The sequence below is a fragment of the Pseudomonas sp. A-RE-22 genome (genome assembly GCF_019956035.1).
GTDB lineage: Bacteria > Pseudomonadota > Gammaproteobacteria > Pseudomonadales > Pseudomonadaceae > Aquipseudomonas > Aquipseudomonas brassicacearum.
This window is the reverse complement of record NZ_JAHBCZ010000032.1, coordinates 24,423-45,589: the sequence shown is the minus strand read 5'-3', so window position 1 is coordinate 45,589 and position 21,167 is coordinate 24,423. Positions and strand designations below refer to the sequence as shown.

General features: G+C 59.2%; 22 protein-coding genes and 1 tRNA gene. 6 read left to right on the top strand and 17 right to left on the bottom strand.

What is annotated here, in order from left to right; genetic code table 11:
• Window positions 1–6: 6 nt before the first annotated feature.
• The 6 genes from dapF to KGA89_RS16465 all read right to left on the bottom strand — a co-directional run bounded on the left by dapF (window position 7) and on the right by KGA89_RS16465 (window position 3,572).
• Window positions 7–810 carry a diaminopimelate epimerase gene (gene dapF / locus KGA89_RS16490; protein WP_223472053.1) on the bottom strand — a complete coding sequence of 268 codons (804 nt, stop codon included), beginning with the start codon at window positions 808–810 and terminating at the stop codon, window positions 7–9.
• A complete protein-coding gene (locus KGA89_RS16485; RefSeq protein WP_003204132.1) occupies window positions 801–1,166 on the bottom strand; it encodes a VOC family protein in 366 nt (121 codons plus the stop codon). Before KGA89_RS16485 ends, dapF begins: the two co-directional genes overlap by 10 nt.
• A gap of 58 nt (window positions 1,167–1,224) precedes the next feature.
• Entirely contained in the window at window positions 1,225–1,788 is a 564-nt protein-coding gene (locus KGA89_RS16480) for a GNAT family N-acetyltransferase (protein ID WP_223472052.1), read from the bottom strand.
• Window positions 1,789–1,836: 48 nt separating this feature from the next.
• Entirely contained in the window at window positions 1,837–2,418 is a 582-nt protein-coding gene (locus KGA89_RS16475) for a hypothetical protein (protein ID WP_223472051.1), read from the bottom strand.
• A gap of 183 nt (window positions 2,419–2,601) precedes the next feature.
• Complete coding sequence (locus KGA89_RS16470) at window positions 2,602–3,243, bottom strand: type II toxin-antitoxin system HigA family antitoxin (RefSeq protein ID WP_223472050.1); 642 nt, start codon at window positions 3,241–3,243, stop codon at window positions 2,602–2,604.
• Entirely contained in the window at window positions 3,240–3,572 is a 333-nt protein-coding gene (locus tag KGA89_RS16465; RefSeq protein WP_223472049.1) for a type II toxin-antitoxin system HigB family toxin, read from the bottom strand. The genes KGA89_RS16470 and KGA89_RS16465 overlap by 4 nt, the downstream gene beginning before the upstream one ends.
• Window positions 3,573–3,728: 156 nt before the next feature.
• On the opposite strand from KGA89_RS16465, the gene KGA89_RS16460 reads away from it, so the two are divergent.
• Window positions 3,729–4,079 carry a hypothetical protein gene (locus tag KGA89_RS16460; RefSeq protein WP_223472048.1) on the top strand — a complete coding sequence of 117 codons (351 nt, stop codon included), beginning with the start codon at window positions 3,729–3,731 and terminating at the stop codon, window positions 4,077–4,079.
• Window positions 4,080–4,123: 44 nt separating this feature from the next.
• Here KGA89_RS16460 and KGA89_RS16455 read toward each other — a convergent pair whose 3' ends face one another.
• From KGA89_RS16455 to KGA89_RS16440, 4 genes are all read right to left on the bottom strand, one after another.
• Window positions 4,124–5,080 carry a 2-hydroxyacid dehydrogenase gene (locus KGA89_RS16455; protein WP_003204146.1) on the bottom strand — a complete coding sequence of 319 codons (957 nt, stop codon included), beginning with the start codon at window positions 5,078–5,080 and terminating at the stop codon, window positions 4,124–4,126.
• Window positions 5,081–5,112: 32 nt separating this feature from the next.
• Window positions 5,113–5,871, bottom strand: a complete 759-nt coding sequence (locus KGA89_RS16450; protein WP_223472047.1) for an SDR family oxidoreductase — start codon at window positions 5,869–5,871, stop codon at window positions 5,113–5,115.
• A gap of 21 nt (window positions 5,872–5,892) precedes the next feature.
• Window positions 5,893–6,591, bottom strand: a complete 699-nt coding sequence (locus tag KGA89_RS16445; protein ID WP_223472046.1) for a fumarylacetoacetate hydrolase family protein — start codon at window positions 6,589–6,591, stop codon at window positions 5,893–5,895.
• A 101-nt stretch (window positions 6,592–6,692) separates the two neighbouring features.
• Entirely contained in the window at window positions 6,693–8,042 is a 1,350-nt protein-coding gene (locus tag KGA89_RS16440) for an MFS transporter (RefSeq protein WP_223472045.1), read from the bottom strand.
• A gap of 565 nt (window positions 8,043–8,607) precedes the next feature.
• Between KGA89_RS16440 and KGA89_RS16435 the strand changes: the two genes are divergently transcribed.
• Window positions 8,608–9,540, top strand: a complete 933-nt coding sequence (locus KGA89_RS16435; RefSeq protein WP_027911477.1) for a helix-turn-helix transcriptional regulator — start codon at window positions 8,608–8,610, stop codon at window positions 9,538–9,540.
• Window positions 9,541–9,561: 21 nt separating this feature from the next.
• Here the strand turns inward: KGA89_RS16435 and KGA89_RS16430 are convergent, their stop codons facing one another.
• The 4 genes from KGA89_RS16430 to KGA89_RS16415 all read right to left on the bottom strand — a co-directional run bounded on the left by KGA89_RS16430 (window position 9,562) and on the right by KGA89_RS16415 (window position 12,194).
• Entirely contained in the window at window positions 9,562–9,789 is a 228-nt protein-coding gene (locus tag KGA89_RS16430; RefSeq protein ID WP_003204158.1) for an integrase, read from the bottom strand.
• 140 nt (window positions 9,790–9,929) lie between these two features.
• A complete protein-coding gene (locus tag KGA89_RS16425; protein ID WP_223472059.1) occupies window positions 9,930–10,412 on the bottom strand; it encodes a nuclear transport factor 2 family protein in 483 nt (160 codons plus the stop codon).
• Window positions 10,413–10,679: 267 nt separating this feature from the next.
• Window positions 10,680–11,888 (bottom strand): MFS transporter, encoded by a 1,209-nt coding sequence (locus KGA89_RS16420; RefSeq protein ID WP_223472044.1) that lies wholly within the window; start codon window positions 11,886–11,888, stop codon window positions 10,680–10,682.
• Between the two features lie 216 nt (window positions 11,889–12,104).
• Window positions 12,105–12,194 (bottom strand) — tRNA-Ser (locus tag KGA89_RS16415).
• Window positions 12,195–12,502: 308 nt separating this feature from the next.
• Here KGA89_RS16415 and KGA89_RS16410 point away from each other — a divergent pair.
• From KGA89_RS16410 to KGA89_RS16400, 3 genes are all read left to right on the top strand, one after another.
• A complete protein-coding gene (locus KGA89_RS16410) occupies window positions 12,503–13,192 on the top strand; it encodes a crotonase/enoyl-CoA hydratase family protein (protein ID WP_013693979.1) in 690 nt (229 codons plus the stop codon).
• A gap of 310 nt (window positions 13,193–13,502) precedes the next feature.
• Entirely contained in the window at window positions 13,503–14,225 is a 723-nt protein-coding gene (locus KGA89_RS16405) for a 1-acylglycerol-3-phosphate O-acyltransferase (RefSeq protein ID WP_003204165.1), read from the top strand.
• Between the two features lie 134 nt (window positions 14,226–14,359).
• Window positions 14,360–15,331, top strand: coding sequence for a magnesium and cobalt transport protein CorA (locus tag KGA89_RS16400; protein ID WP_003204167.1), 972 nt, complete (start codon window positions 14,360–14,362; stop codon window positions 15,329–15,331).
• Between the two features lie 199 nt (window positions 15,332–15,530).
• Here KGA89_RS16400 and KGA89_RS16395 read toward each other — a convergent pair whose 3' ends face one another.
• The 3 genes from KGA89_RS16395 to KGA89_RS16385 all read right to left on the bottom strand — a co-directional run bounded on the left by KGA89_RS16395 (window position 15,531) and on the right by KGA89_RS16385 (window position 19,731).
• Window positions 15,531–16,265, bottom strand: a complete 735-nt coding sequence (locus KGA89_RS16395; RefSeq protein ID WP_223472043.1) for an amidotransferase — start codon at window positions 16,263–16,265, stop codon at window positions 15,531–15,533.
• 89 nt (window positions 16,266–16,354) lie between these two features.
• Window positions 16,355–18,499 carry a 3-hydroxyacyl-CoA dehydrogenase NAD-binding domain-containing protein gene (locus tag KGA89_RS16390; protein WP_223472042.1) on the bottom strand — a complete coding sequence of 715 codons (2,145 nt, stop codon included), beginning with the start codon at window positions 18,497–18,499 and terminating at the stop codon, window positions 16,355–16,357.
• A 26-nt stretch (window positions 18,500–18,525) separates the two neighbouring features.
• Window positions 18,526–19,731, bottom strand: a complete 1,206-nt coding sequence (locus tag KGA89_RS16385) for an acetyl-CoA C-acetyltransferase (RefSeq protein ID WP_223472041.1) — start codon at window positions 19,729–19,731, stop codon at window positions 18,526–18,528.
• A gap of 607 nt (window positions 19,732–20,338) precedes the next feature.
• Here KGA89_RS16385 and KGA89_RS16380 point away from each other — a divergent pair.
• Window positions 20,339–21,151, top strand: a complete 813-nt coding sequence (locus KGA89_RS16380; protein ID WP_043042622.1) for a c-type cytochrome — start codon at window positions 20,339–20,341, stop codon at window positions 21,149–21,151.
• The last annotated feature ends 16 nt before the right edge of the window (window positions 21,152–21,167 follow it).

The window sequence follows — 21,167 nt, the reverse complement described above, 5'->3', positions numbered from 1 at the left end:
ACCGACTCAGCCTTGACTCATGGTCCCCGAAAAACTCGCCTCCACCGGCCCGATAAGAAAGACCGCGCCCACGCCATCCCAGCGAACCGTCACACACCCGCCATCACATTCAACCTCGACGGTGCTGTCCAACAAACCACGACGAATCCCATTAACAACCGCGCCACACGAGCAAGAACCTGAACCCAGCGCGACCCCAGCACCGCGTTCCCAGATGCGCAACCGAATATGCGTGCGATCAATGATCTGGACAAAATGAACGTTGGTCCTGAGTGGGAATAGCGCGTGGGTTTCGATGGCCGGGCCGATGGTCGCGATATCAACGGTTGCCAAATCTCCCACAAAGTAAGTGCAGTGCGGATTACCCATGCTGCACGCGGCTGGACTGCCGGCAAGTGGCAACACAGCGGTGTCCAGTGCTTGCGCCAAGGGGATGTCCGACCAGCCGAAAAGTGGCACACCCATGTCGACGGAAATGTCGCCGGTTGAGGTACGCTCGCACGTGAGCAGACCACGGTTGGTGCGCAGCGCTACCGAAGCAACATTTGCTTCGCGCATCAGCATATCCGCCGCTCCCCGTGTTGCGCTGCCGCAAACGTCCAGCGCGGAGCCATCCGCGTTCCAGAACATCACGCGCGCATCGGCATCGTCGCAATCGAGCAACACCGCGAGTTGGTTGAAGCCCACGCCCAAGTTCCGATCCCCCATTCGCTGGGCCATGGCACTCGTCACCGGGTTGGCCGAATTTCGCGAATCGACAATAACGAAGTCATCGCCATTGGCATGCATCTTTTGAAAGTTCAGCGGCATGCAAACGCCCTGCTGGAGATGGAAATGGAATTACCGTCGGGGTCCTTGGCGTTGGCGAAAGAGTAACCGTCCGCCCTGTGCGTAGCGCCAAACTTCAGGCCTTGGGCCAGGCACTTTGCCTTGAAACCCTCGACATCCTGGAGATCAAAGACAAGCTTTACGGTAACTTGCCCTGTTTTAACGGCCTTCCCTGCCGGGTGAACCATCAGGATCGCGCCACCGTTTGCAGGGCTCAATTCGGTGACGCGGTCATCGGTTTTTCTTTCACTGGTAAAACTGAAATGACGCTCATAAAAATCGCAGGTCGCTTGAACGTCCCGGACATACAGCATGATTCGATTGAGTGACGGTTGCATGTGTTCTTCCTTGATCAATGTCGACGATGAAACTCATGATGACGAAGCTTGATTCCGTTCAATGCGCTCCAGGTTTGGCCTTCCTTTCAAGCCACGCGTCACGCGTCATCTCCCAGACCTCCTTGAGCAACACCCCACAGACAAAATCCCCTTCCTGCGTCCCGATCAGGCGCATGCCTTCGTGCTCCGAAATCCTGCGCGAAGCAAGGTTGCCCACTGCCTTGGGCACTTGCATGACAGGGCGCCCCAGCGCTTCAAACCAATAGGCATTGATCACTTCACAAGCCTCGCGCATGTAACCCTTTCCCTGCCATTGCGGCGCCAGCCAGAAGCCACGGTTGTTGCCGGGCTGGTCGTAGAGGCTGATGCTGCCGATGCTCTGTGTCGGCTCTTCGGCAATACGGATCATCCAGTGCCACTCGCGTCCGGCTGCCATAGCGGGGAGCGCATGGTCGCGCACGTACGTCAGCGCGCCGTCATCCGGGTAAGGCCAGGGCACGCGGCTGTCCAGGTAACGGACCACTTCCCAATGGGGAAATAGCTGTTGAATTGCCGGTGCATCCGTCAGCTCAAGAGGTGTGAGGATGAGGCGGCGGGTCGGGAACGTGGGGGTGGGGCTCATGATGAAACTCCTTTTTCAACGTTATGGCGTCCTTGGAAACCCTCCACGCTAAAAGTTATCCGTCGCCCTGCACAGTTTGCTGTCCTCCAAGGATAAAGGGGGAAGCTCGGTCGTTTTCACGGACAGTTGCTTGAGGGTCACCGTGCACTTGTATCGCCCCGCGGCGTCCAGCTGGTAGTCCGCCCCTGCTTTAGGGACAAAGCGGAACATGTTGTAGCATTGAGCACCTATGTAATGAAACGCGATGGGCTGCCCGGCAGGCACCAGCAGCTCAGTCATTACCGTGGAAGATGAGTGTTTGTCGTCATCCGGCATACCCAGGCTTTCGCCGTTGCGATTGGCGTAGCCATCGCGGAACGCCACCATGACACCCGCGCCCGGCAGGCGGAAGTCCACACAATCGGACTTGGGTACAGCCCTGACCATGCCATCGCTGATCACCCGCAAGCGCGCGGTCTCGCCACCGTCAGGCGTTGAGTAAGGGGTGGAGAAAGAGCGGACATCCGACAGCGCTCCACAGCCGGTGAGCAGGGTCAGTAAGGTGAGGCTCCAGGTATATCGCAGGACGCGGGACGTAACGCGCGGAAAAATGTCAGTTCGGGAGTTGAGGGGGCGTGGCGATTGGCTCACGATGATGCTCCGTGCGGGTCAGATATCCATGGCCAACGGCGGTCGAGAGGAACGCGATGCCAGCGCGAGATTTTATAGAGGGTTCGGGGATTGGCTGCAATGGCCGATGTATCGGGCCGCGTATCATCCTGAGCTCCCGTGGATCGACAACCAACCCGGCCCCCTGATCAGCAGATAATTGCCCTACCCCTTGTCCGGCTCTTTGGCCGTCTTTCTGCGACCCTTCGAAGTCACTACTTTGTATTCACCGGCACCGGCCTCTTCCACTGAATATGCGATCAAAGAATCCCCGTGCAAAAGGTAATGAGCTGAAGTTTTACTGACGGAAAGAGGGACAGTTTCGATATGAGCCGCCACCTTTGCTGAAGTCGCGGTCAAGAAAGCACTCGGCTCCATCGCAAACCGCTCCGCCAGCGCATACGCCATCTTGTGGCTGATAGGCCTATCGCCATTGAGCACTTTGGACACCGCCGTTTTATCACCGATCTCAGGGAGGTCTGAACCGGTGAGCCCGAGCGTCTCCATCAGATCCTTGATCAATTGCACAGGCGTGCAGGTCGCCTCAAAAGCGGCATTCGACTCGCGAAACTGTTCGCAGTTGCGCTGGTAGGCCAGGATTTCGTCCTCGAGCTCAACGAGAATTTTCTCCTCAGTCTTGCTCAGTTCGCGCCCGTCGGTGAGCGCATCGAGCAGGTCGGTCGCACGCTCATAGTCGGCAGGGGTCTTGATGCCATGCACAAACTCACCGCGCAGGCGATCCAGTAACGCATGTAGCTCGCCAAGCGTTGCGATCACGGTTTGAAAGTCGTTCCGGGCTGCGCTCATCGTCTTACCCCTTTGTTTCTTGCATACCAGACGTTGGCAACGTCGTAATCGGCATGCGTGTAGATGTGTTTGACGTAGATCTTCTGCCGGGTGTAGTTGACGCCACCTATCACCCTGAGATTATTGCCGCCTACGTCGATCACCACCCAGTTCATTGCGGCTCTGGGCTTGAACAAGTCGACACCGTGCGTACCGAAAAGCTTTTGCAGGTCCGCGAACGCTTTGGGGCGCGCCATCCTCAAAATGCGCAGGCATCGATCAAGCCCGGCCTTGTCGTTCGGGTACAAAATCGCAGCGTCGTCAAAACGTGATGGCGTGAGTATATCCATGGGCTTCCTTGTCTTTGAGCCGATGGTACTCTGGTTGTGTTTTTTAACAACAACGATTTATTGGCAGCAGAGGGACTCATACAGTGGCAAGCAGGCGATTTAGCCGGCAGCATTGGGCCAAATGGGCTTATCACCTACACATCCCGAGACAAAAACATGAACCCTGTCGACTCGAACCGCCTGAAAACCTGGCAGGCCCTTTCCTCGTTCTTCCTGGATACCGAGATCGACGACCTGACCTACAACTACATCGCTCGCGTAGTCCTTGAAACCAATTATTCGCCAAAGGAAATCCACAGCATCCTGTGGAATGAAGTGTTCCCGGTGCTCGAAGCGAACCTCAGGTCCGTGGCGGGTGAATGGGCGGGATGGACGGATGAGTGGCTGCTGGAGCACATCAGTGCAAGTGATGAGCTGGAGCCCAGGAAAGGCCGCGGCAGCATTGCCAAGGAGATTGCCAGGTGTTGGAGCCAGGTCGCGACGCGGCTCCCACCCGGATACGACTGATGCAATTGCATCGCCACCTCAAGCTTCCCTGAAGTGGCCAACCTTCACCCCGTCACACACCCCTGCGGCACCTTCCCAGCAAAACTATCCACCAGACTCGCCACCACCATCTCCCCCATCCGCGTGCGGGTCTGCAACGTCGCGCTCGCGCGGTGGGGTTGCAGCACCACCTGCTCATTGCCAAACAATGCCTCGGGCACATGCGGCTCATCGACAAACACATCCAGCGCCACACCGGCGATTTCACCAGCGGTCAGCGCCGCCACCAGGTCGGCCTCGTTGACCAGTTTGCCCCGGGCCACATTGATCAGATACCCGCCCTGGCCCAAGGCACGCAGCACCTCGGCATCGATGATGGCTTCAGCCTTGTCGGCGGCGGCCGCGAGGATCAGGGCGTCGCTGTCGCGGGCCAGTTGCTTGAGGTCGGCGACGAAGGTGTGGCTCACGTCACTCATGGGCTGCAAGTCGGTGTAGCTGATCGAGCACCCGAACGCGGCGGCGCGGGTTGCCACGGCGCGACCGACCCGGCCCATGCCGACGATGCCGATGCGCATGCCGGACACCTGACGGGCCAATGGCAGCGGGGCCAGTGGCGTCGGGCTGTGGGGCCATTGGCCTGAGCGCACGTAACGGTCACCGGTGCACAGCCCGCGACACACGGCAATCAATAGACCAATCGCCAGGTCGGCGACATCTTCGGTCAGCGCGCCGATGGTGGCCGTCACGCGGATTCCGCGATCCCTGGCGTAGGCCAGGTCCACGGCATCGGTACCTACGCCGTTGACCGCCACTACTTCCAGCTTGGGCAGTTGGGCCATGAGCGCCTGACTGATGCCGGTATGCCCGCCAGTAATGACACCGCGAATATTGGCCCCGTGTTCTTGCAGATAGGCTTGTTTGTCGGCCTGTTCGAAATAGCGCCGCACCGTGAACAGCTCGTTGAGCCGGGCGTTGATTTCAGGGATCAGGATCGGGCTGAGTTGCAAGACTTCTGGCTTCATGTAGACCTCGTAACAGAATAAAAAAGACTGGCTCAACCGCGACCGGCAAACGGCATGGCCGTGGCCATGACGGTCATGTTCAGGACGTTGGCCGATAACGGCAGGCCGGCGATGTAGCGCACCGCGTCGGCGACGTGCTTGACGTCCACCATCGGCTCCACCGCGATGCTGCCGTTGGCCTGGAGTACGCCCTTGGTCATGCGCACGGACATCTCAGTGAGGGCGTTGCCGATGTCGATCTGGCTGCAGGCGATGTTGTATTCGCGTCCGTCCAGGGCCAGGGATTTGGTCAGCCCCAGCACCGCGTGTTTGCTGGCGGTGTAGGCGCTACTGAACGGTCGTGGGGTGTGGGCCGAGATCGATCCGTTGTTGATGATCCGTCCGCCCTGGGGCTGCTGCCGGCGCATCAGGCCGAAGGCGCCACGGGCGCAAAGGAAAACGCCGTTGAGGTTGGTGTCGATCACGTTTCGCCACTGCTCGAACGTCAGCTCATCCAGCGGCACGGCGGGCGCGTTGACCCCGGCGTTGTTGAACACGACGTCCAGGCGTCCGTAGACCTCGGCGATGGTTGCAAACAGCCCATCGACACTGACCGGGTCGCGCACATCAGTGGGCACCGCCAAGGCTTCGCGACCCTGGCTGGCCGCCAACTCGGCCAATGCCTGCAAGGGCTCTGGCCGGCGGCCGGCCAACACCAGCGTGTAGCCGTCTTCCATCAGGCCCAGGGCCACCGCACGGCCAATCCCGCTGCCGGCGCCAGTCACCAAAGCCACTTTCAATGTGTTGGACATGTGGGTTCTCCTTTCTCGAATTCAGTAAGACAAACGCGGACCGACGCGCATTTCCAATTCGCCAATACCGTCGATGCCAGCCGTGATGACATCACCCGGCTGCAACACATCGACGCCTGACGGACTGCCGGTCATGATCAGGTCGCCGGCCCGCAACGCCACCGATTGGGAGATGCGGGCGATCACTTCACTGACCGACCAGATCTGGCTGTCGAGGCTGTCGCGCTGGCGCTCCTGGCCGTTCACGTTCAACCACAACTCGCCATCGGGGTGCCCCGCCCGGGAGACCGGCACGATGGCGGTCATTGGCGCGGCGCCGTCGAACACCTTGGCGCCCTCCCATGGCAAACCGTTGCGCTTGGCCATGCGCTGGACATCACGCCGGGTCAGATCCAGACCCGCCGCGTAGCCCCATACATAAGCCAACGCCTGGCTCTCAGGGATGTTGGCGCCGCCCTCACCGATGGCCACGACCAATTCGATTTCGTGGGCGAACTCCTCGGTCACCGATGGAAACGCCACCTCACCGGCCGCTTCCACCACGCAGCTGGCAGGCTTCATGAAAAACACCGGTGGCACTCGGGATTCACCCTGGGTATCAGGCCAGGGATAGTTGCGGCCAACGCAAAAGACCCGGCCGACGGGAAAACGCTGCGGGGTGCCGACAACCGGCAAGGTCACTGGCAGGTCCGGGGTAAAGACATACTCGGGCATGTTCATCCTGATAAAAGTCCTGTTGGAAGCGTCAGCGTACGGCGGCAATCCCTGGCGAAGTTGGAGGAATGCCGCCTCGTGTTGGAGAAAAACGGTTTTTTCCGGGCTCAGCGCGCCTTCAGTTCAATGCGATACAAACGGCCAAGCAGCAACGAATAGGACAAGGTGCCGATCAGCGCCACGCCACCGATGAACCAGAAGGCCAAGGCGAATGAGCCGGTCTTGTGGACGATCGCGCCAATCACGATGGGGGTGACAATCCCGCCGATGTTGGCCGCCAGGCTGGTGATCCCGCCGGTCAGCCCGATCAGTTCCTTGGGCGCCACTTCCGACACCGCCGCCCACGAGGACGAAGCGATGCCCTGGGCAAAGAAGGCAACCGTCAGCACGGCGATGCAGATCACGTTCGAGTCGGTGAAATTCACCAGGACGATGGACATGCCCAGCATCGACCCGACCACCAACGGCAACTTGCGGGCAAAGGACAGCGAGTAGCCGCGACGGATCAGCAGGTCGGACACGATCCCGGCGAGCAGGATGCCCACCGTCGCGCCCACGAACGGCAGCACAGCGAAGATCCCCGCCTTGATCATGGTCAGCTGACGCTCTTCGATCAGGTACGTGGGGAACCAGGTGAGAAAGAAGTACAGCGCCGACGTGCTGGCGAACTTACCGATGCAAATCGCCCAGACCTGCCGATAGCTGAACAGCTCGGCGATCTGCCGCCAGTTGAAGCGGGTACGCTCCTGACTGCTCTTGACCAGCCCTCCCCCGGCTTCGATGTACTTGAGTTCTTCCTTGCTGACTTTCTTGCAGTTCATCGGGTCGCGATACAAAAACAGCCAGGCCACACCGAAGACGATGCCGAGTGCGCCGGTGCTGTAGAACACATGGCGCCAGTCATAAGTGGTCGCCAGCCAGAGCAGCGCACCGGTAAACAGCGCCGTGCCCAAGTACTGGCCGCACACGTAAATGCTGCTGGCCAGGCCCCGTTCACGCGCCGGAAACCACACCGTGACCGCCCGGCTGTTGGCCGGAAAAGCCGGCGCTTCCATTGCGCCGACGGCCAGGCGCAGACCGAACAGCGAAGCGAAGCCCGTGGCCAAGCCCTGGCACACGGTGACGGTCGACCAACTGATCAGCGACACCCCGTATGTGAACCGGGAACCGAAGCGATCGGCAATGAAGCCGGCGGGCACCAGTGCGATCGCGTAGGTCCAGGCAAACGCGGAAAAAATCAGGCCCATCTCGATCTTGTCCAGGCCCAGGTCCTTGGCGAGGAACGGCGCGGCAATCGAGATATTCACCCGGTCGATGTAGTTGATGATCGTCGCGATCAGCAGCAGCGACAGCATGAACCAGCGCCGCCGTGACGGCAGGCGTTCTGGTACTGCGGCGTCCCGGGCGCCGGCAACCACCGGTGCTGCGGCGGTCTGGGAGGTGTGGGAATTCGACATGAGTGGACCTCGTTATTGTTAGAAGCGTCGAAATGTTTACGAGCAGCCGAAATCAATGCCCTCGATGCCGGGGCAGAACAATCGCTACAGGAATGAAAGGTGCGAACAGCCGATGTCAGGTGTTCGAAGAGACCTTGCAACAGGATCTGTTGCAGGAGCGGTCGGGAGGGTCAGCGAGAAGCAGGAACAGGTTCATGATGTGCGCACCTTTTGATTGTTTTTGGATGGAGGGTCGGGTTGCGTGGCTCAACAGTGGTCGTACAACAAATCAAAATCAACTGAGCTGTTAGATCATTTTTCCCGTTTAAAACCGCGTCCAAGGAACCTGTCCAAAAAAATCAGATTGGTGAATTTTTTCATATTCTTTTTAAGTTCAAGTTAACTATTTGTTTTTAAAACATAAATTAACAAAGCAGAATTTATCATTCTTGGACAAGCGCCCTACATTTTCGAGAGACAGAAAATTCACGCCAACGGCCTCGTCATCGTATGACTTCTTGAAAGTCATCCAGATACACCGTCACAATCGTCATCACCGCCATGCACCGCAAAGGATTCCCTGGAGATGTCATCACCGAGCCGAGTCCCTACCTATGTCATGCAGCAACGCAGCGAATTGACGGATTTCTACATTCGCGACAAAAAGGGCCGGCGCGCCGAAACCAGCCCGCATCGCCACGAGTATTTCCAGATCCAGATCAACCTCGGTGGCGACACCGTGCAACACATTGGCAACGTCGAACGTCCGTTCCCGCGCAACACCCTGGCCTTCATCCTGCCCCACCGCGTGCACGTGATTCCGCACCCGGCCGAGAGCAACTTCATGGTGATCAATTTTTCCCAGACCTTCCTGCTGCCGCATTTGCAATGCGACCCGATGGACCTGGAAGAAGTCTCGATTCTGCTGGCGCCGGAACTGTCGCCGTTCCGTTTCCAGGAACATTTGGACTTCATTCTGGGGGATGAGGATTTCGCCAAAGCCTGCGCGCTGATCGAGCAGATGCGTGGCCTGGACCAGAACCGTCAGTTCGGCACCCGCGAGATGCTCAAGGGCTTGTTGCTGCAACTGATCGGCAGCGTCTGCGCCTTGTACGCCGAGCCGCTCAAGCGCCTGGCCGAAGAGAACGCCGCCGAAGTCAGCCGACGCGATGCGCTGGGCCGGATGTCCGAGTACCTGCGCAAGAACATCGCCGACCCCGACCTCAACCTGATCAAGGTGGCCGCGGCGACTTACCTGTCACCGACCTACCTGACCCACTGGCTGCGCAAGGAAATTGGCAAGACCTTTACCGAGCTGGTGCTCGAACGTCGGATGCATGCGGCGCGCAATTACTTGCTCAACGGAACACGGCCAGTGGGCGAAGTGGCGAGGTTGTGCGGGTTTGCCGACGAGGCCTATTTTTCCAGGCGTTTTCGCCAGATACACGGACAGCCGCCGGGGCAGTTCAGGCGGCAGCAGTTGAACCCGGACAGTCCGCAGTTGCCGTTGAATACATAAGCCGACAATCGCGGATACGGGTCACCGCAAGATCAACACCGCGGCCACCGCAATCACGGCCACCACGCCAAAGACCATCCGCGCGATCCAGGGCGCGGTGAGCCAGACGCCGGTCACCCCGGCAATCTGCCCCACGTTCTTTTCGGTCAGGCGGAAACTCGGCTCCCGAAAAGGATTGCCGCAATGTGGGCAGGCGTAGGCCTTGTCGGAAATTCTGGAAGCGCATTCAGGGCAATCGATCAGACTCATGTGCGACCTCAGGGAGAGACGAACTTGGGGTACTGACAGAGACCACGCATCTCCAGTTTTTGTTCTGAATCGAGTAAACCTTTTGCAGAGCACACTACGCAAAAGCGAACTGCTTCACAGCCAACAAGATAGTCCAGCCACTACTGTGGGGGTTCTACGCGCCGGATAAGATCGTTCAGCACGTAAGTGTCCAGAAAGGCTGTGACTTCAATGATCTGACCATTCTTGAAGGTCATGTGCCACAGGTAGGTGTTGTTGTAGGGTTTGCGATCAAGCGCCATGGCTGTTCCGTTCCACAGAACAACCACGACATCATTCTGAGCAACGATGCTCTGCACCGTGGGGACAATCGGTGTTGCCAGTCGCGCGGTAATCGGCCGCACGACTTGGGCCAGCTCAGCCTTGCTGTTATAGACACCGGAAACAGGACTCGTCCCGGCCACGGTCCATTTCGCATTGGGCGCCAGCAGATCGAACACCGTGCCTTTGCCCTGCTGCCAGTGAGTGAACGCCTGGCGGACCAGCGTCGCATTCGCGTGCGGGGTGTTTTCCGAAGCCCAGACGTTGTTCGTAAAAAATATTAAAGACAGTGCAAGCGCCTGGACGCGCCAAGCGAAATTAATCCATCTGGTCATGATGTTCTCTCACAGCAATGCAGTTGATAAGACGCTCTTCCAGGAGAACCTTAACGGCATGTGCCCAGAAACCTTTGCCCGATACTGCTGTGAGGTTGCCTGATGCTATTCAGTGGCGAGGTTCCACGAGCAGCCGTTCATCAAGCAATTTGCCGTGCCTTTCTGTCTTCAGTCTTCAGTCTTCACGACCTTCTTGCACCTGTGCTCAAACTCCCACCCCCACCGGGAAGCTATCGCACGCCAGCGGAGAGTATTTCATTCCGAGGGAGAGAGAGAGGCTGGTTTCCAGAATCGCCAGGCCAGCCAGCGACTGACACTCAAGGCCCAGGCAAACAGAGCGATCAATCCGACACTAAGCTGCATCCCATTCACGCCCGTGCTGCTGATGAGCTTGCCGGCGATAAAGGGAAACCCGAATACGCCAATGAAGTAGGACAGGCTGAAAAGCAGCAGTGCTTGTGCGGTCAGCCCAAGTGGCGCCTCGTTGGCAGCCAAGACATTAATGACCGAATAGTTGAGACCATAACCGACCCCAAGCAAGGCGGCGGTCAACCCATAACTCAGACTGTCATGGACCCACACACCGAACCCCGTCACGGCGACCAACATCAACGTGGTCAGCAGGCAAGAAGTCGCGAAAGGGTCACGGCTGACCACCCACCCGGCAATCAACAACCGACAAACGATAGCCGACCCCATGAAACCGATGAAAAACAGGGAGTAGTCAAGCCCCTGACTGGCTGCATAACTGGTCTGGAAACTGCCCAGGCCACCGAAGATCGCGCCCCCCAGCCCCACCATCAAAATGGACAACGCTGAACGTGAGCGCAGCACATCCGTCGCCGATCTCAGCCCCATCCGAGCCTTATCGCCAGACCGGCGCTCCACTTCGGCAAAGCCCGTTCTCAGCCACCAAAAATACACCCCACCCAGCAATGCCGCGGCGGCGGCAAAGAAGAAAGCCGTCTGGATGGGTAACCCAACGGAACTGGCCAACTTGCCTGAAAGCGGGCCACTACCGATCCCCGTCAACATGCTGCCCGACAAAAGCGCGAAGCAATGAGTCCGCCTGGCTGGCTCGACCATCGCTGCGACCATGATGGGCCCAACCGTGTAAAACAATCCCCACCCGATCCCCAGCATCAAACCGCAGGCCAACAAACCGATGCCAAGACCCGATAGCAGCGCAAACCCCATGGATGCAATGACCAGAAATACAGCGCCAAGGGCCATGCACAGTGCAGCGCCTACGCGCTGCATCAAATGCCCCGAGGCGACCACCGCGACCAGGGTACTCGTCATGGCAACGGCAAAGACCTGCCCTGCATCGCGCTCAGTTCCCCCCAGGGAGGACACCAGCAGCGAGACCAGGAAAGTGGCGCCATAAGAAATGGACAGAAGGAAACTGGCTACGCAAAACAGGCCGAATCGATTGGAGGGCCTGCCGTTGGAGAGCGGTGGCATCGGAGTTTTCCCACGCGTTGAACAGGCCGTTTTGTAGCACGGCTACATGGGGGGATAGTCATTTGGGTGGCGGAGTCAAGGTTAGGAAATCCACACCTTTTGCGCTGCCGGCGTATCACCTGGGGGCCATTGCCCCTATCGTCATTTTTTCAGACGGCAGAAACCACAAAACCCCTGGTTTTCTTGGAAAACCAGGGGTTTTGTGTGTATCGAATTTGGCGGTGAAGGAGAGATTCGAACTCTCGATACAGTTTCCTGTATACACACTTTCCAGGCGTGCTCCTTAAGCCACTCGGACACTTCACCGTATCTCGGCAAACTGTTCAGTCTGTCGAGGCGCGCTAATGTAGTCGAAAGCTTTTCCGATGGCAAAGGTTTTTTTCAGAATTTTCATGCGGTTAAGCTTGGTCGAGCATTTAAAACGCGCTTGGTCATGGCAAACCGGCCAATCTTCGGGGCTATGCAGACGCTGTTCTATAGATGAAGGCGAAGCAGGATGGGCGGGCCAGGCTGTTTGCAGGGCCTCGGGCTGACCGGTGAGTCAGTCACGGCGCTTTACCTGACCTGCGGCGGTGAGTAACGTCTGCGTCACTTCTCTTACAAGGAATAGCGTCATGAGCGACTTGATTGCCTACCATCTCGAAGACGGTATCGCGACCCTGACCTTGAACAACGGCAAGGTCAATGCCATCTCGCCAGATGTGATTGCCGCGTTCAACGCAGCGCTGGACCAGGCGACGGCGGATCGGGCGGTGGTGATCATTACCGGGCAACCGGGGATTTTGTCGGGTGGTTATGATCTGAAGGTGATGACCGCCGGTCCCAAGGAAGCGGTGAGCCTGGTCACGGCCGGCTCGACCCTGGCCCGCCGCCTGTTGTCGCACCCTTTCCCTGTCGTTGTCGCTTGCCCGGGGCATGCGGTGGCCAAGGGTGCGTTCCTGCTGCTCTCGGCGGACTATCGCATTGGTGTGGAAGGGCCGTTCAGCATCGGCCTGAACGAAGTGCAGATCGGCATGACCATGCACCACGCCGGTATCGAACTGGCCCGTGATCGCCTGCGCAAGTCGGCGTTCCATCGCTCGGTAATCAATGCCGAGATGTTCAATCCGCAGGGCGCCGTGGATGCCGGTTTCCTCGACAAGGTGGTGTCGGCCGAAGAACTGCAGGGCGCGGCCCTGGAAGCGGCGCGTCAGTTGAAGAAGATCAACATGACAGCCCACAAGAACACCAAACTGAAAGTGCGCAAGGCTCTGCTGGATACGCTGGACAGTGCGATTCTGCTGGATCAGGAGCACCTGGGTTAACGCTGTAGGAGCTGTCGAGCGGAGCGAGGCTACGATTGGTAATGGAAAGATCGCAGCCTCGCTCCGCTCGTCAGCTCCTACGAGCCCAGCGAGAGCAAACTCCCTCACCACCGGTGCAGCCATCCCCTAGAGCCAGGCTTTTTTCCTACGCGCGTCGTTTAAAAGTCCGCAACCGCTCTGGGCCGCTTCTGTCACGACGCGTGGAAACATGCGCTTAAACATCGTCCATCTCCTACCTCTATAGCGGCAATTGCCGAAAACAGTGCACATCCGTACACTGCGCCACCTTTTGTCCCGATGGGGCCTGTAGATGCTGTTTGTATTGCGTATGTTGTTGATGGGCCTGCATTTTGTATTGGCTGGCGTGCTCGGGGTGATTCTGGGGCTGTGCCGGCCGTTCAACCCGGACAACAGCCGTTTATGCGCAAGGTTGTACGCGTTGCCGGCGATGTGCATTTTGCGCCTGCGGGTCCGCACGCAAGTCGACTCGCTGGTGAATAAGCCCAACGGCTGCGTCATCATCGCCAACCACCAATCCAACTACGACCTGTTCATGTTTGGCAACGTGGTGCCGCGCCGTACCGTGTGCATCGGCAAGAAGAGCCTGAAATGGGTGCCGCTGTTCGGGCAATTGTTCTGGCTGGCGGGCAACGTGTTGATCGACCGCGGCAACGCGATCAAGGCCCGAAAGTCGATGCTGACCACCACCCATACCTTGCAGCACGAGGACACCTCTATCTGGGTTTTCCCGGAAGGCACGCGCAATTTGGGCGAGGATCTGCTGCCGTTCAAGAAAGGCGCCTTCCAGATGGCAATAGCCGCCGGAGTGCCGATTGTTCCGGTGTGCGTCAGCAGTTACATCAAGCACATGCGCCTCAATCGCTGGCGCAGCGGTGACATCCTCATACGTTCATTGCCGGCGATTCCTACGGCCGGATTGAGTATGGATGACATGCCCCAGCTCATTGCCCAATGCCGTGAACAGATGCGCGAGTGCATCGCGACAATGGACCGGCAGTTGCAAGCAGCCTGAATGGAAACCCGCCCCCTCGGCGGGTTTTCTTTTGCCGCCGAACTCCGCAGATTTTGCTGACTCTCAAGCTACAGGGCGCGTTAAGCTGGACGCTGCCTGCCACTGCCATTTACAACAAGAAGTGAACCACCATTATGGGTAGAGTCGTTGCTGCTGCGGTCTACAGCGCCGGTAAGAAAGTCACTAATATCACCCTCGACGAAGGCAGCGCCTGGGCTGCCAAACCTGGTCATTTTGTATGGATTGGTCTCGAAGAGCCGAGCGCCGTGGAGCTGACCAACCTGCAGCGTCAATTCAACCTGCACGAATTGGCGATCGAAGACGCCATGGAGAAACACAGCCGGCCCAAGTTGGAGACCTTTGGCGATGCGCTGTTTATCGTCACGTATTCGCCGATACGCAAGGACGGCAAGCTGCTGTTCATCGAAACCCATATCTTTGCCGGCAAGGGCTACATCATCACCGCTCGCAACGGCCACTCAGCGTCCTACGCCCACGTCCGGCAGCGCTGTGAGGCACGTCCGCTTTTGCTGAAACACGGGGAAGATTTCGTCCTCTACGCCATCCTTGATTTCGTGATTGAAAACTACCAGCCAATGGGTGAGGCCATTCACGCCGAAATCGATGAGCTGGAACACAATGTCATGTGCAGCTCCCTGAACGAACGGGACATCCAGAACCTGCACAGCTTGCGCCGCGACGTATTGCGCCTGCGCCGTTACGCGGCGCCAATGGTGGAGATCAGTGAAGAGTTGCAGAAACTCGACTTCCCCTTTATCGACAAGAACATGAGCCCGTATTTTCGCGACGTGCAGATTCATGTCACGCGGCAAATGGAAGACCTGACCACCCTGGCCGACATCGCCAGCCAGACCATCGAAGTCGGCGTGCTGCTCGAAGCATCGCGCCAGAGCGTGGTGCAGCGCAAGTTCGCGGCTTGGGCGGCGATCCTGGCGTTTCCCACGGCCGTGGCCGGGATCTATGGGATGAACTTCCAGGACATGCCGGAGTTGAGTTGGCAATACGGCTATTTCGCGGTGCTGGGGGTTATTGCGGTGGGCTGCTCATCACTGTGGTGGAGCTTCAAGCGATCGGGGTGGCTGTAGGCGAACAGAGGAATTTGTGTGGGGTTCACCGTCGGAACGCCGCCCGAAGCAAGCTCGCTCCCACAAGGGATTTGCGTCGTACACAGATCCAGTGTGGGAGCGGGCTTGCTCGCGAAGACGGCGGCACATCCAACATCAACGCCAACTGATCCACCGCGATCGCGAGCAAGCTCGCTCCCACATTAGAGAGTGGTGATCTTTAGCCTTGGGTGGCTTCGGCCTGCGGCTTGTGAGCGACGAAACGCATCATCCACTCCGCCACCGTGGTGCCATGGTGCTCGTGGGCAAGGCTCGCCACGCCCTGGCTATAGATCTGCTCGCCGAGGTGTTGCTGGCGAATCTCCAGCAAGGCCCGGGAATAATCATGGATGAACTCCGGGTGACCCTGGAAGCACAGCACCTGGTCGTTGATGTGGTAGGCGGCAAACGGGCAGAAATCGCTGGAGGCGATGACCGTCGCGCTTTCGGGCAATTCGGTGACCTGGTCCTGATGGCTGATCAGCAAGGTCAGTTCTTCCATCACCGGGCTCATCCAAGGCGCCTTGGCGGCGAGTTTGTAGCAATGGGTGCCGACGCCCCAGCCTTGGGTGGCGCGTTCGGTCTTGCCGCCCAGCAACAACGCCAGCAGCTGATGACCAAAGCACACACCAAGCAATTTATCGCCGCGCTGGTAGCGCTCCAGCAGGTAGCTCTTGAGGGTTTGAATCCAAGGGTCGGTGCCGAAGGAGTCAGCCTTGCTGCCGGTCACCAGATAAGCGTCGAACTGCTCGTCATCGCTGGGGTAATGCCCCTCCATCACGTTGTACACGACGAATTCGGCCGCAATGGGCTGCTGCGAAAACAGGCGCTGGAACATCTGCCCGTAACCCTGATATTGGTCGACCAGTTCCGGACGCAGGATATCGGTTTCCAGAATGCAGATGCGTAGCGACATAAAAAATACCTGACACGATGATGGGAATATTGCACACCCCAGAGCCTGCCCTGAAACACGGTCCCAAGGCAAGCCCCTTCCCGGGTCTGTCAGAACAGTTCGTGGCGAGCGGCTTTCTCCAATAGCAAGGCCGGCGGTGAGAAGCGCTCGCCGTATTGCTCGGCCAGATACTGGGCGCGACCGACAAAGTCCTGCAGGCCATATTGATTGATGAACTGCAGTGCACCGCCGGTCCAGGCCGCGAAACCAATACCGAAGATAGAGCCGACGTTGGCGTCAGCCGTCGAAGTCAGCACCCCCTCCTCCATGCAGCGCACGGTTTCCAGGGCCTGGATGAACAGCAGACGATCACGGATATCCTGCGGGGAAATCTGCCCGTCGGCTTTCTCGAAGCGGCTTTTGAGCGACGGCCACAGGGACTTTTGCCCATTGGCCGGGTATTCATAGAAACCGGCGCCGGCGGCCTTGCCCGGTCGCTTGTATTCGTTGAGCAGCAAGTCAATCACGGCGAACGCCGGATGCTCAATCGGCGTTTTCCCTTCTGCGCGCAGGTCCTTGGCGGTTTGCGCGCGGATATGGCTCATCAGGCTGAGGGAAACTTCGTCAGAGATCGCCAGAGGCCCGACCGGCATCCCGGCCTTGCGCGCTTCGGTCTCGATCATCGGCGCACTCACGCCCTCGCCGAGCATGGCGATGCCCTCATTGGTAAAGGTGCCGAATACCCGGGACGTAAAGAAGCCGCGACTGTCGTTGACCACAATCGGCGTCTTGTTGATCTGCAGGACAAAATCGAACCCCCGGGCCAGGGTCGCGTCACTGGTGCGTGCACCCTTGATGATCTCCACCAGGGGCATTTTCTCCACCGGGCTGAAGAAGTGCAGGCCGATGAACTTCGTCGGGTCCGGCACAGCCATGGCCAGGCCGGTGATGGGCAAGGTCGAGGTGTTGGAAGCGATCACCGCATCATCGCCCACCACCGCCTGGGCGGCGGCCGACACGCTGGTTTTCAGGGCGCGATCTTCGAACACCGCTTCGATGACCAGGTCGCAGCCGGCCAGGTCGGCGTTGCTGTCAGTGGGGTGAATCCGCGCCAGCGTGGCTTCGCGCTGTTCGGCGGTGAGTTGGCCGCGGGCGACCTTTTTATCCAGCAACGCCGCCGAACGGGCCTTGCCCTTCTCGGCCGCCGCCAGATCGACATCCTTGAGGACCACTGCGATGCCGGCCACGGCGCTGACATAGGCGATACCCGCCCCCATCATGCCCGCGCCGAGCACGCCGACTTTTTTCGTCAGATAAGGCGCAAAACCCTGTGGGCGAGAACCACCGGCCTTGATCTCGTTGAGCTGGAACCAGAAGGTGCCGATCAGGTTCTTCGCCACCTGGCCGGTGGTCAGTTCGGTGAAGTAGCGGGTTTCGATCAGATGCGCGGTGTCGAAATCAACCTGGGCGCCCTCCACCGCTGCGCTGAGGATTTTCTCCGGTGCTGGCAGGCAACCCTGGGTCTTGTTGCGCAGGATCGAAGGGGCAATTGCCAGCATTTGCGCAAGTTTCGGGTCAGCCGGCGTGCCGCCCGGCAGTCGATAGCCCTTTGCATCCCAGGGTTGGATGACGCAGGGGTTGGCAAGAATCCAGGCCCGGGACTTGGCCAGCAGTTCGTCACGATCCTTCGCCAGCTCATCGATCAAACCGGCCTGCAACGCTTGTTGCGCATTGACCTTCTTGCCCTCGAGCAGATATGGCAAGGCCTTTTCCAAACCGAGCAGGCGCACCATCCGCACCACCCCGCCACCGCCCGGCAACAGACCGAGCGTGACCTCCGGCAAGCCGAGCTGCACCGACGGCAGGTCCAGGGCCACGCGATGATGGCAGGCCAGGCAGATTTCCCAACCACCGCCGAGGGCCGCGCCATTGATGGCCGCCACCACGGGTTTGCCCAGGGTCTCCAAGGCACGCAGTTGCGCTTTAAGCAGCAGAACCATGTCGTAGAAAGCCTTGGCCTCGGGCTTGCCGACCTTGATCAATTCATTGAGGTCACCACCGGCGAAGAAAGTGTGCTTGGCCGAGGTGATGATCACACCGGCAATCGAGTCCTTTCCAGCCTGCAAACGGGCGACGCAGGCGGCCATGGCCTCACGGTACACCGCGTTCATGGTGTTGGCGCTCTGGCCCGGCATGTCCAGGGTCAGGACGACGATCCGGTCCTGGCCGGTTTCGTAACGAATGGCATCGGTCATGAAAAAGTGTTCCTTGAAGTCGGGGCTCAGAGGCGTTCAATGACGGTGGCAATGCCCATGCCGCCGCCGACACAGAGGGTCGCCAGGCCATAACGCCGGCGACGCACCTCCAATTCGTCGAGCAACGTGCCAAGGATTGCGCACCCCGTAGCGCCCAAGGGGTGCCCCATGGCGATGGAGCCGCCGTTGACATTGACCTTGGCCGGGTCGATGGCCATGTCCTTGATGAACTTGAGCACCACCGAGGCGAAGGCTTCGTTGACTTCGAACAGGTCGATGTCCTCCACCCGCAACCCGGCCTTGGCCAGGGCCTTGCGGGTAGCCGGCGCCGGGCCGGTGAGCATGATGGTCGGGTCGGTGCTGGTGACGGCGGTGGCGACGATCCGCGCCCGAGGTTGCAGGCCCATGGCGCGCCCCTTGGCTTCGGAACCGATCAACATCAGCGCGGCACCGTCGACGATGCCGGAACTGTTGCCCGGCGTGTGCACGTGATTGATTCGTTCGACGTGACTGTAGACGCGCAGCGCCGTGCCATCGAAGCCCATCTGGCCCATGGCTTCGAAACTCGGTTTGAGCTTGCCCAGACCTTCGAGCGTGGAGTCGGCGCGGATGAATTCGTCGTGGTCCAGCAGCACGATGCCATTCTGGTCCCGCACGGCGACCAGGGATTTATTGAACGAACCGTCAGCCCGGGCACGCGCCGCTTTTTGCTGGGAATTCAGCGCATAACCGTCGACATCCTCACGGCTAAAGCCTTCCAGCGTGGCGATCAGGTCGGCGCCGATGCCCTGGGGAACGAAGTGACCGTGCAGGTTGGATTGCGGGTCCAGCGCCCACGCGCCGCCATCGCTGCCCATGGGCACCCGGGACATGGACTCGACGCCGCCGGCCACCACAAGGTCTTCGAACCCGGAACGCACTTTCATGGCCGCCAGGTTCACCGCCTCCAGGCCCGAGGCGCAAAACCGATTGAGTTGCACGCCTGCCACGCTGACATCCCAATTGGCCACCAGCGCAGCGGTCTTGGCGATATCGGCCCCCTGTTCACCCACCGGGGTCACACAACCGAGCACGATGTCATCGACCTGACTGGTGTCCAGGTCCATGCGTTGCTGCAAGGCGCTGAGCAGACCACCCATCAGGTTCACCGGCTTGACGCTGTGCAAGGCGCCATCGACCTTGCCCTTGCCACGGGGCGTGCGTAATGCGTCGAAAATCAAAGCTTGGGTCATGACGTCCTCGAAACCACGGGGGTAATGCGATGCTTCAACCATAAGCCCAGCGGCGCCTGATTCAATGACCACAGCGCTCAATGGCGTTGACGGCCACGCTCAGACGAACGGTAGCGAGCTATCGGGTTAACCGATTCAGGAGGGCAAGCTGTCTAGCAAAAGGGCCGGCAGGAAGGTGGCAATAGGCCTCATACCTTTTTTAGAGCAACCTGTACCAAGCTGATATGAATTGGATCTAAGCCAAGGCCGCCACGGCCCCTAATGTAATCCTTGTACAAGAAAGTCGTCGGGTTTTGCCGAGGCGCTTGTCGAACAGGAAGTGCAACGCCAGCCGCCATGGATATGCAGGCTGGCTTTTAGGAAATAACAATAAAGGCGGGTCAGCCATGTTCAAACATTCGAAAGTTCGCCAAGCCGGACTCATTCTCTTTGCCACGACGCTGCTGTTGATTTTGCCGAATATCACCAAGGTGATTGGCTGAATCCTGCGCGTGGGCATCTGCATCATCCATTAGTTGTGTCGCCAAAAAATGTGACGGGTTCTCTGTTCGAGCCGCGATGGCTGTGCCAACCTTTGCGGCCCCCCTCGACATGGAAGGCGATCGACTTGAAAGCTCTTATTGTGTTCGGGGCGTTGCTGCTCAGCACGCCCCTTTATGCCGCGCAACTGGTGCTGGAGTTGGGCGCGGGCACGCGCACCTGGCAAACCGAAGAACTGCTCAAGCACCCGGACGCTCAAACGGTCCAGATCGCTGATGACGTTTCCTACAAGAAACCCATGAGCTATCGAGCCGTGCCGCTGACGGCTCTATTGACGGGCGTCCAGGCGGACGATCACCTGCAAGCCGTTGCCCTGGACGGCTTCGCTGCCGAAATGCCTGCGGCGCCGTTACTCAACAAGAGTGGCGCCCGAGCGTGGCTGGCGATCGAGGACCCGGCCAAGCCCTGGCCGCCGCTGGGGGAAGGCAAGCACAGCGCCGGGCCTTTCTACCTGGTCTGGACCGATCCGCAGGCTGGCCACATCAGCCCGGAGCAATGGCCCTACGCGGTGGCGACCATCAAGCGCCTGTCGGCCGTGGCCGAACGCTTCCCGGCCCTGCTGCCGGCGCCCAACCTGGCCAAGGACGACCCGGTCAATAAAGGTTTCGAGCTGTTCCAGAAAAATTGCCTGGCGTGCCATCGGCTCAATGGCGCGGGTGATGCGCAGTTCGGCCCGGACCTGAACATCCCTTTCAACCCGACCGAATACTTCTCCGGGGATTTCCTCAAGCGCTATATTCGCGACCCGCAAGCGCTGCGTCGCTGGCCCCAGGGCAAGATGCCTGGGTTCTCGGCAGCGGTGCTGCCGGATTCGGAGCTGGATTTGCTGGTGGGTTATTTGAAGCATATGGCGGGACGCAAGCAGCCATTGGCCCCGTAAGATTGCTTTTTTTGTG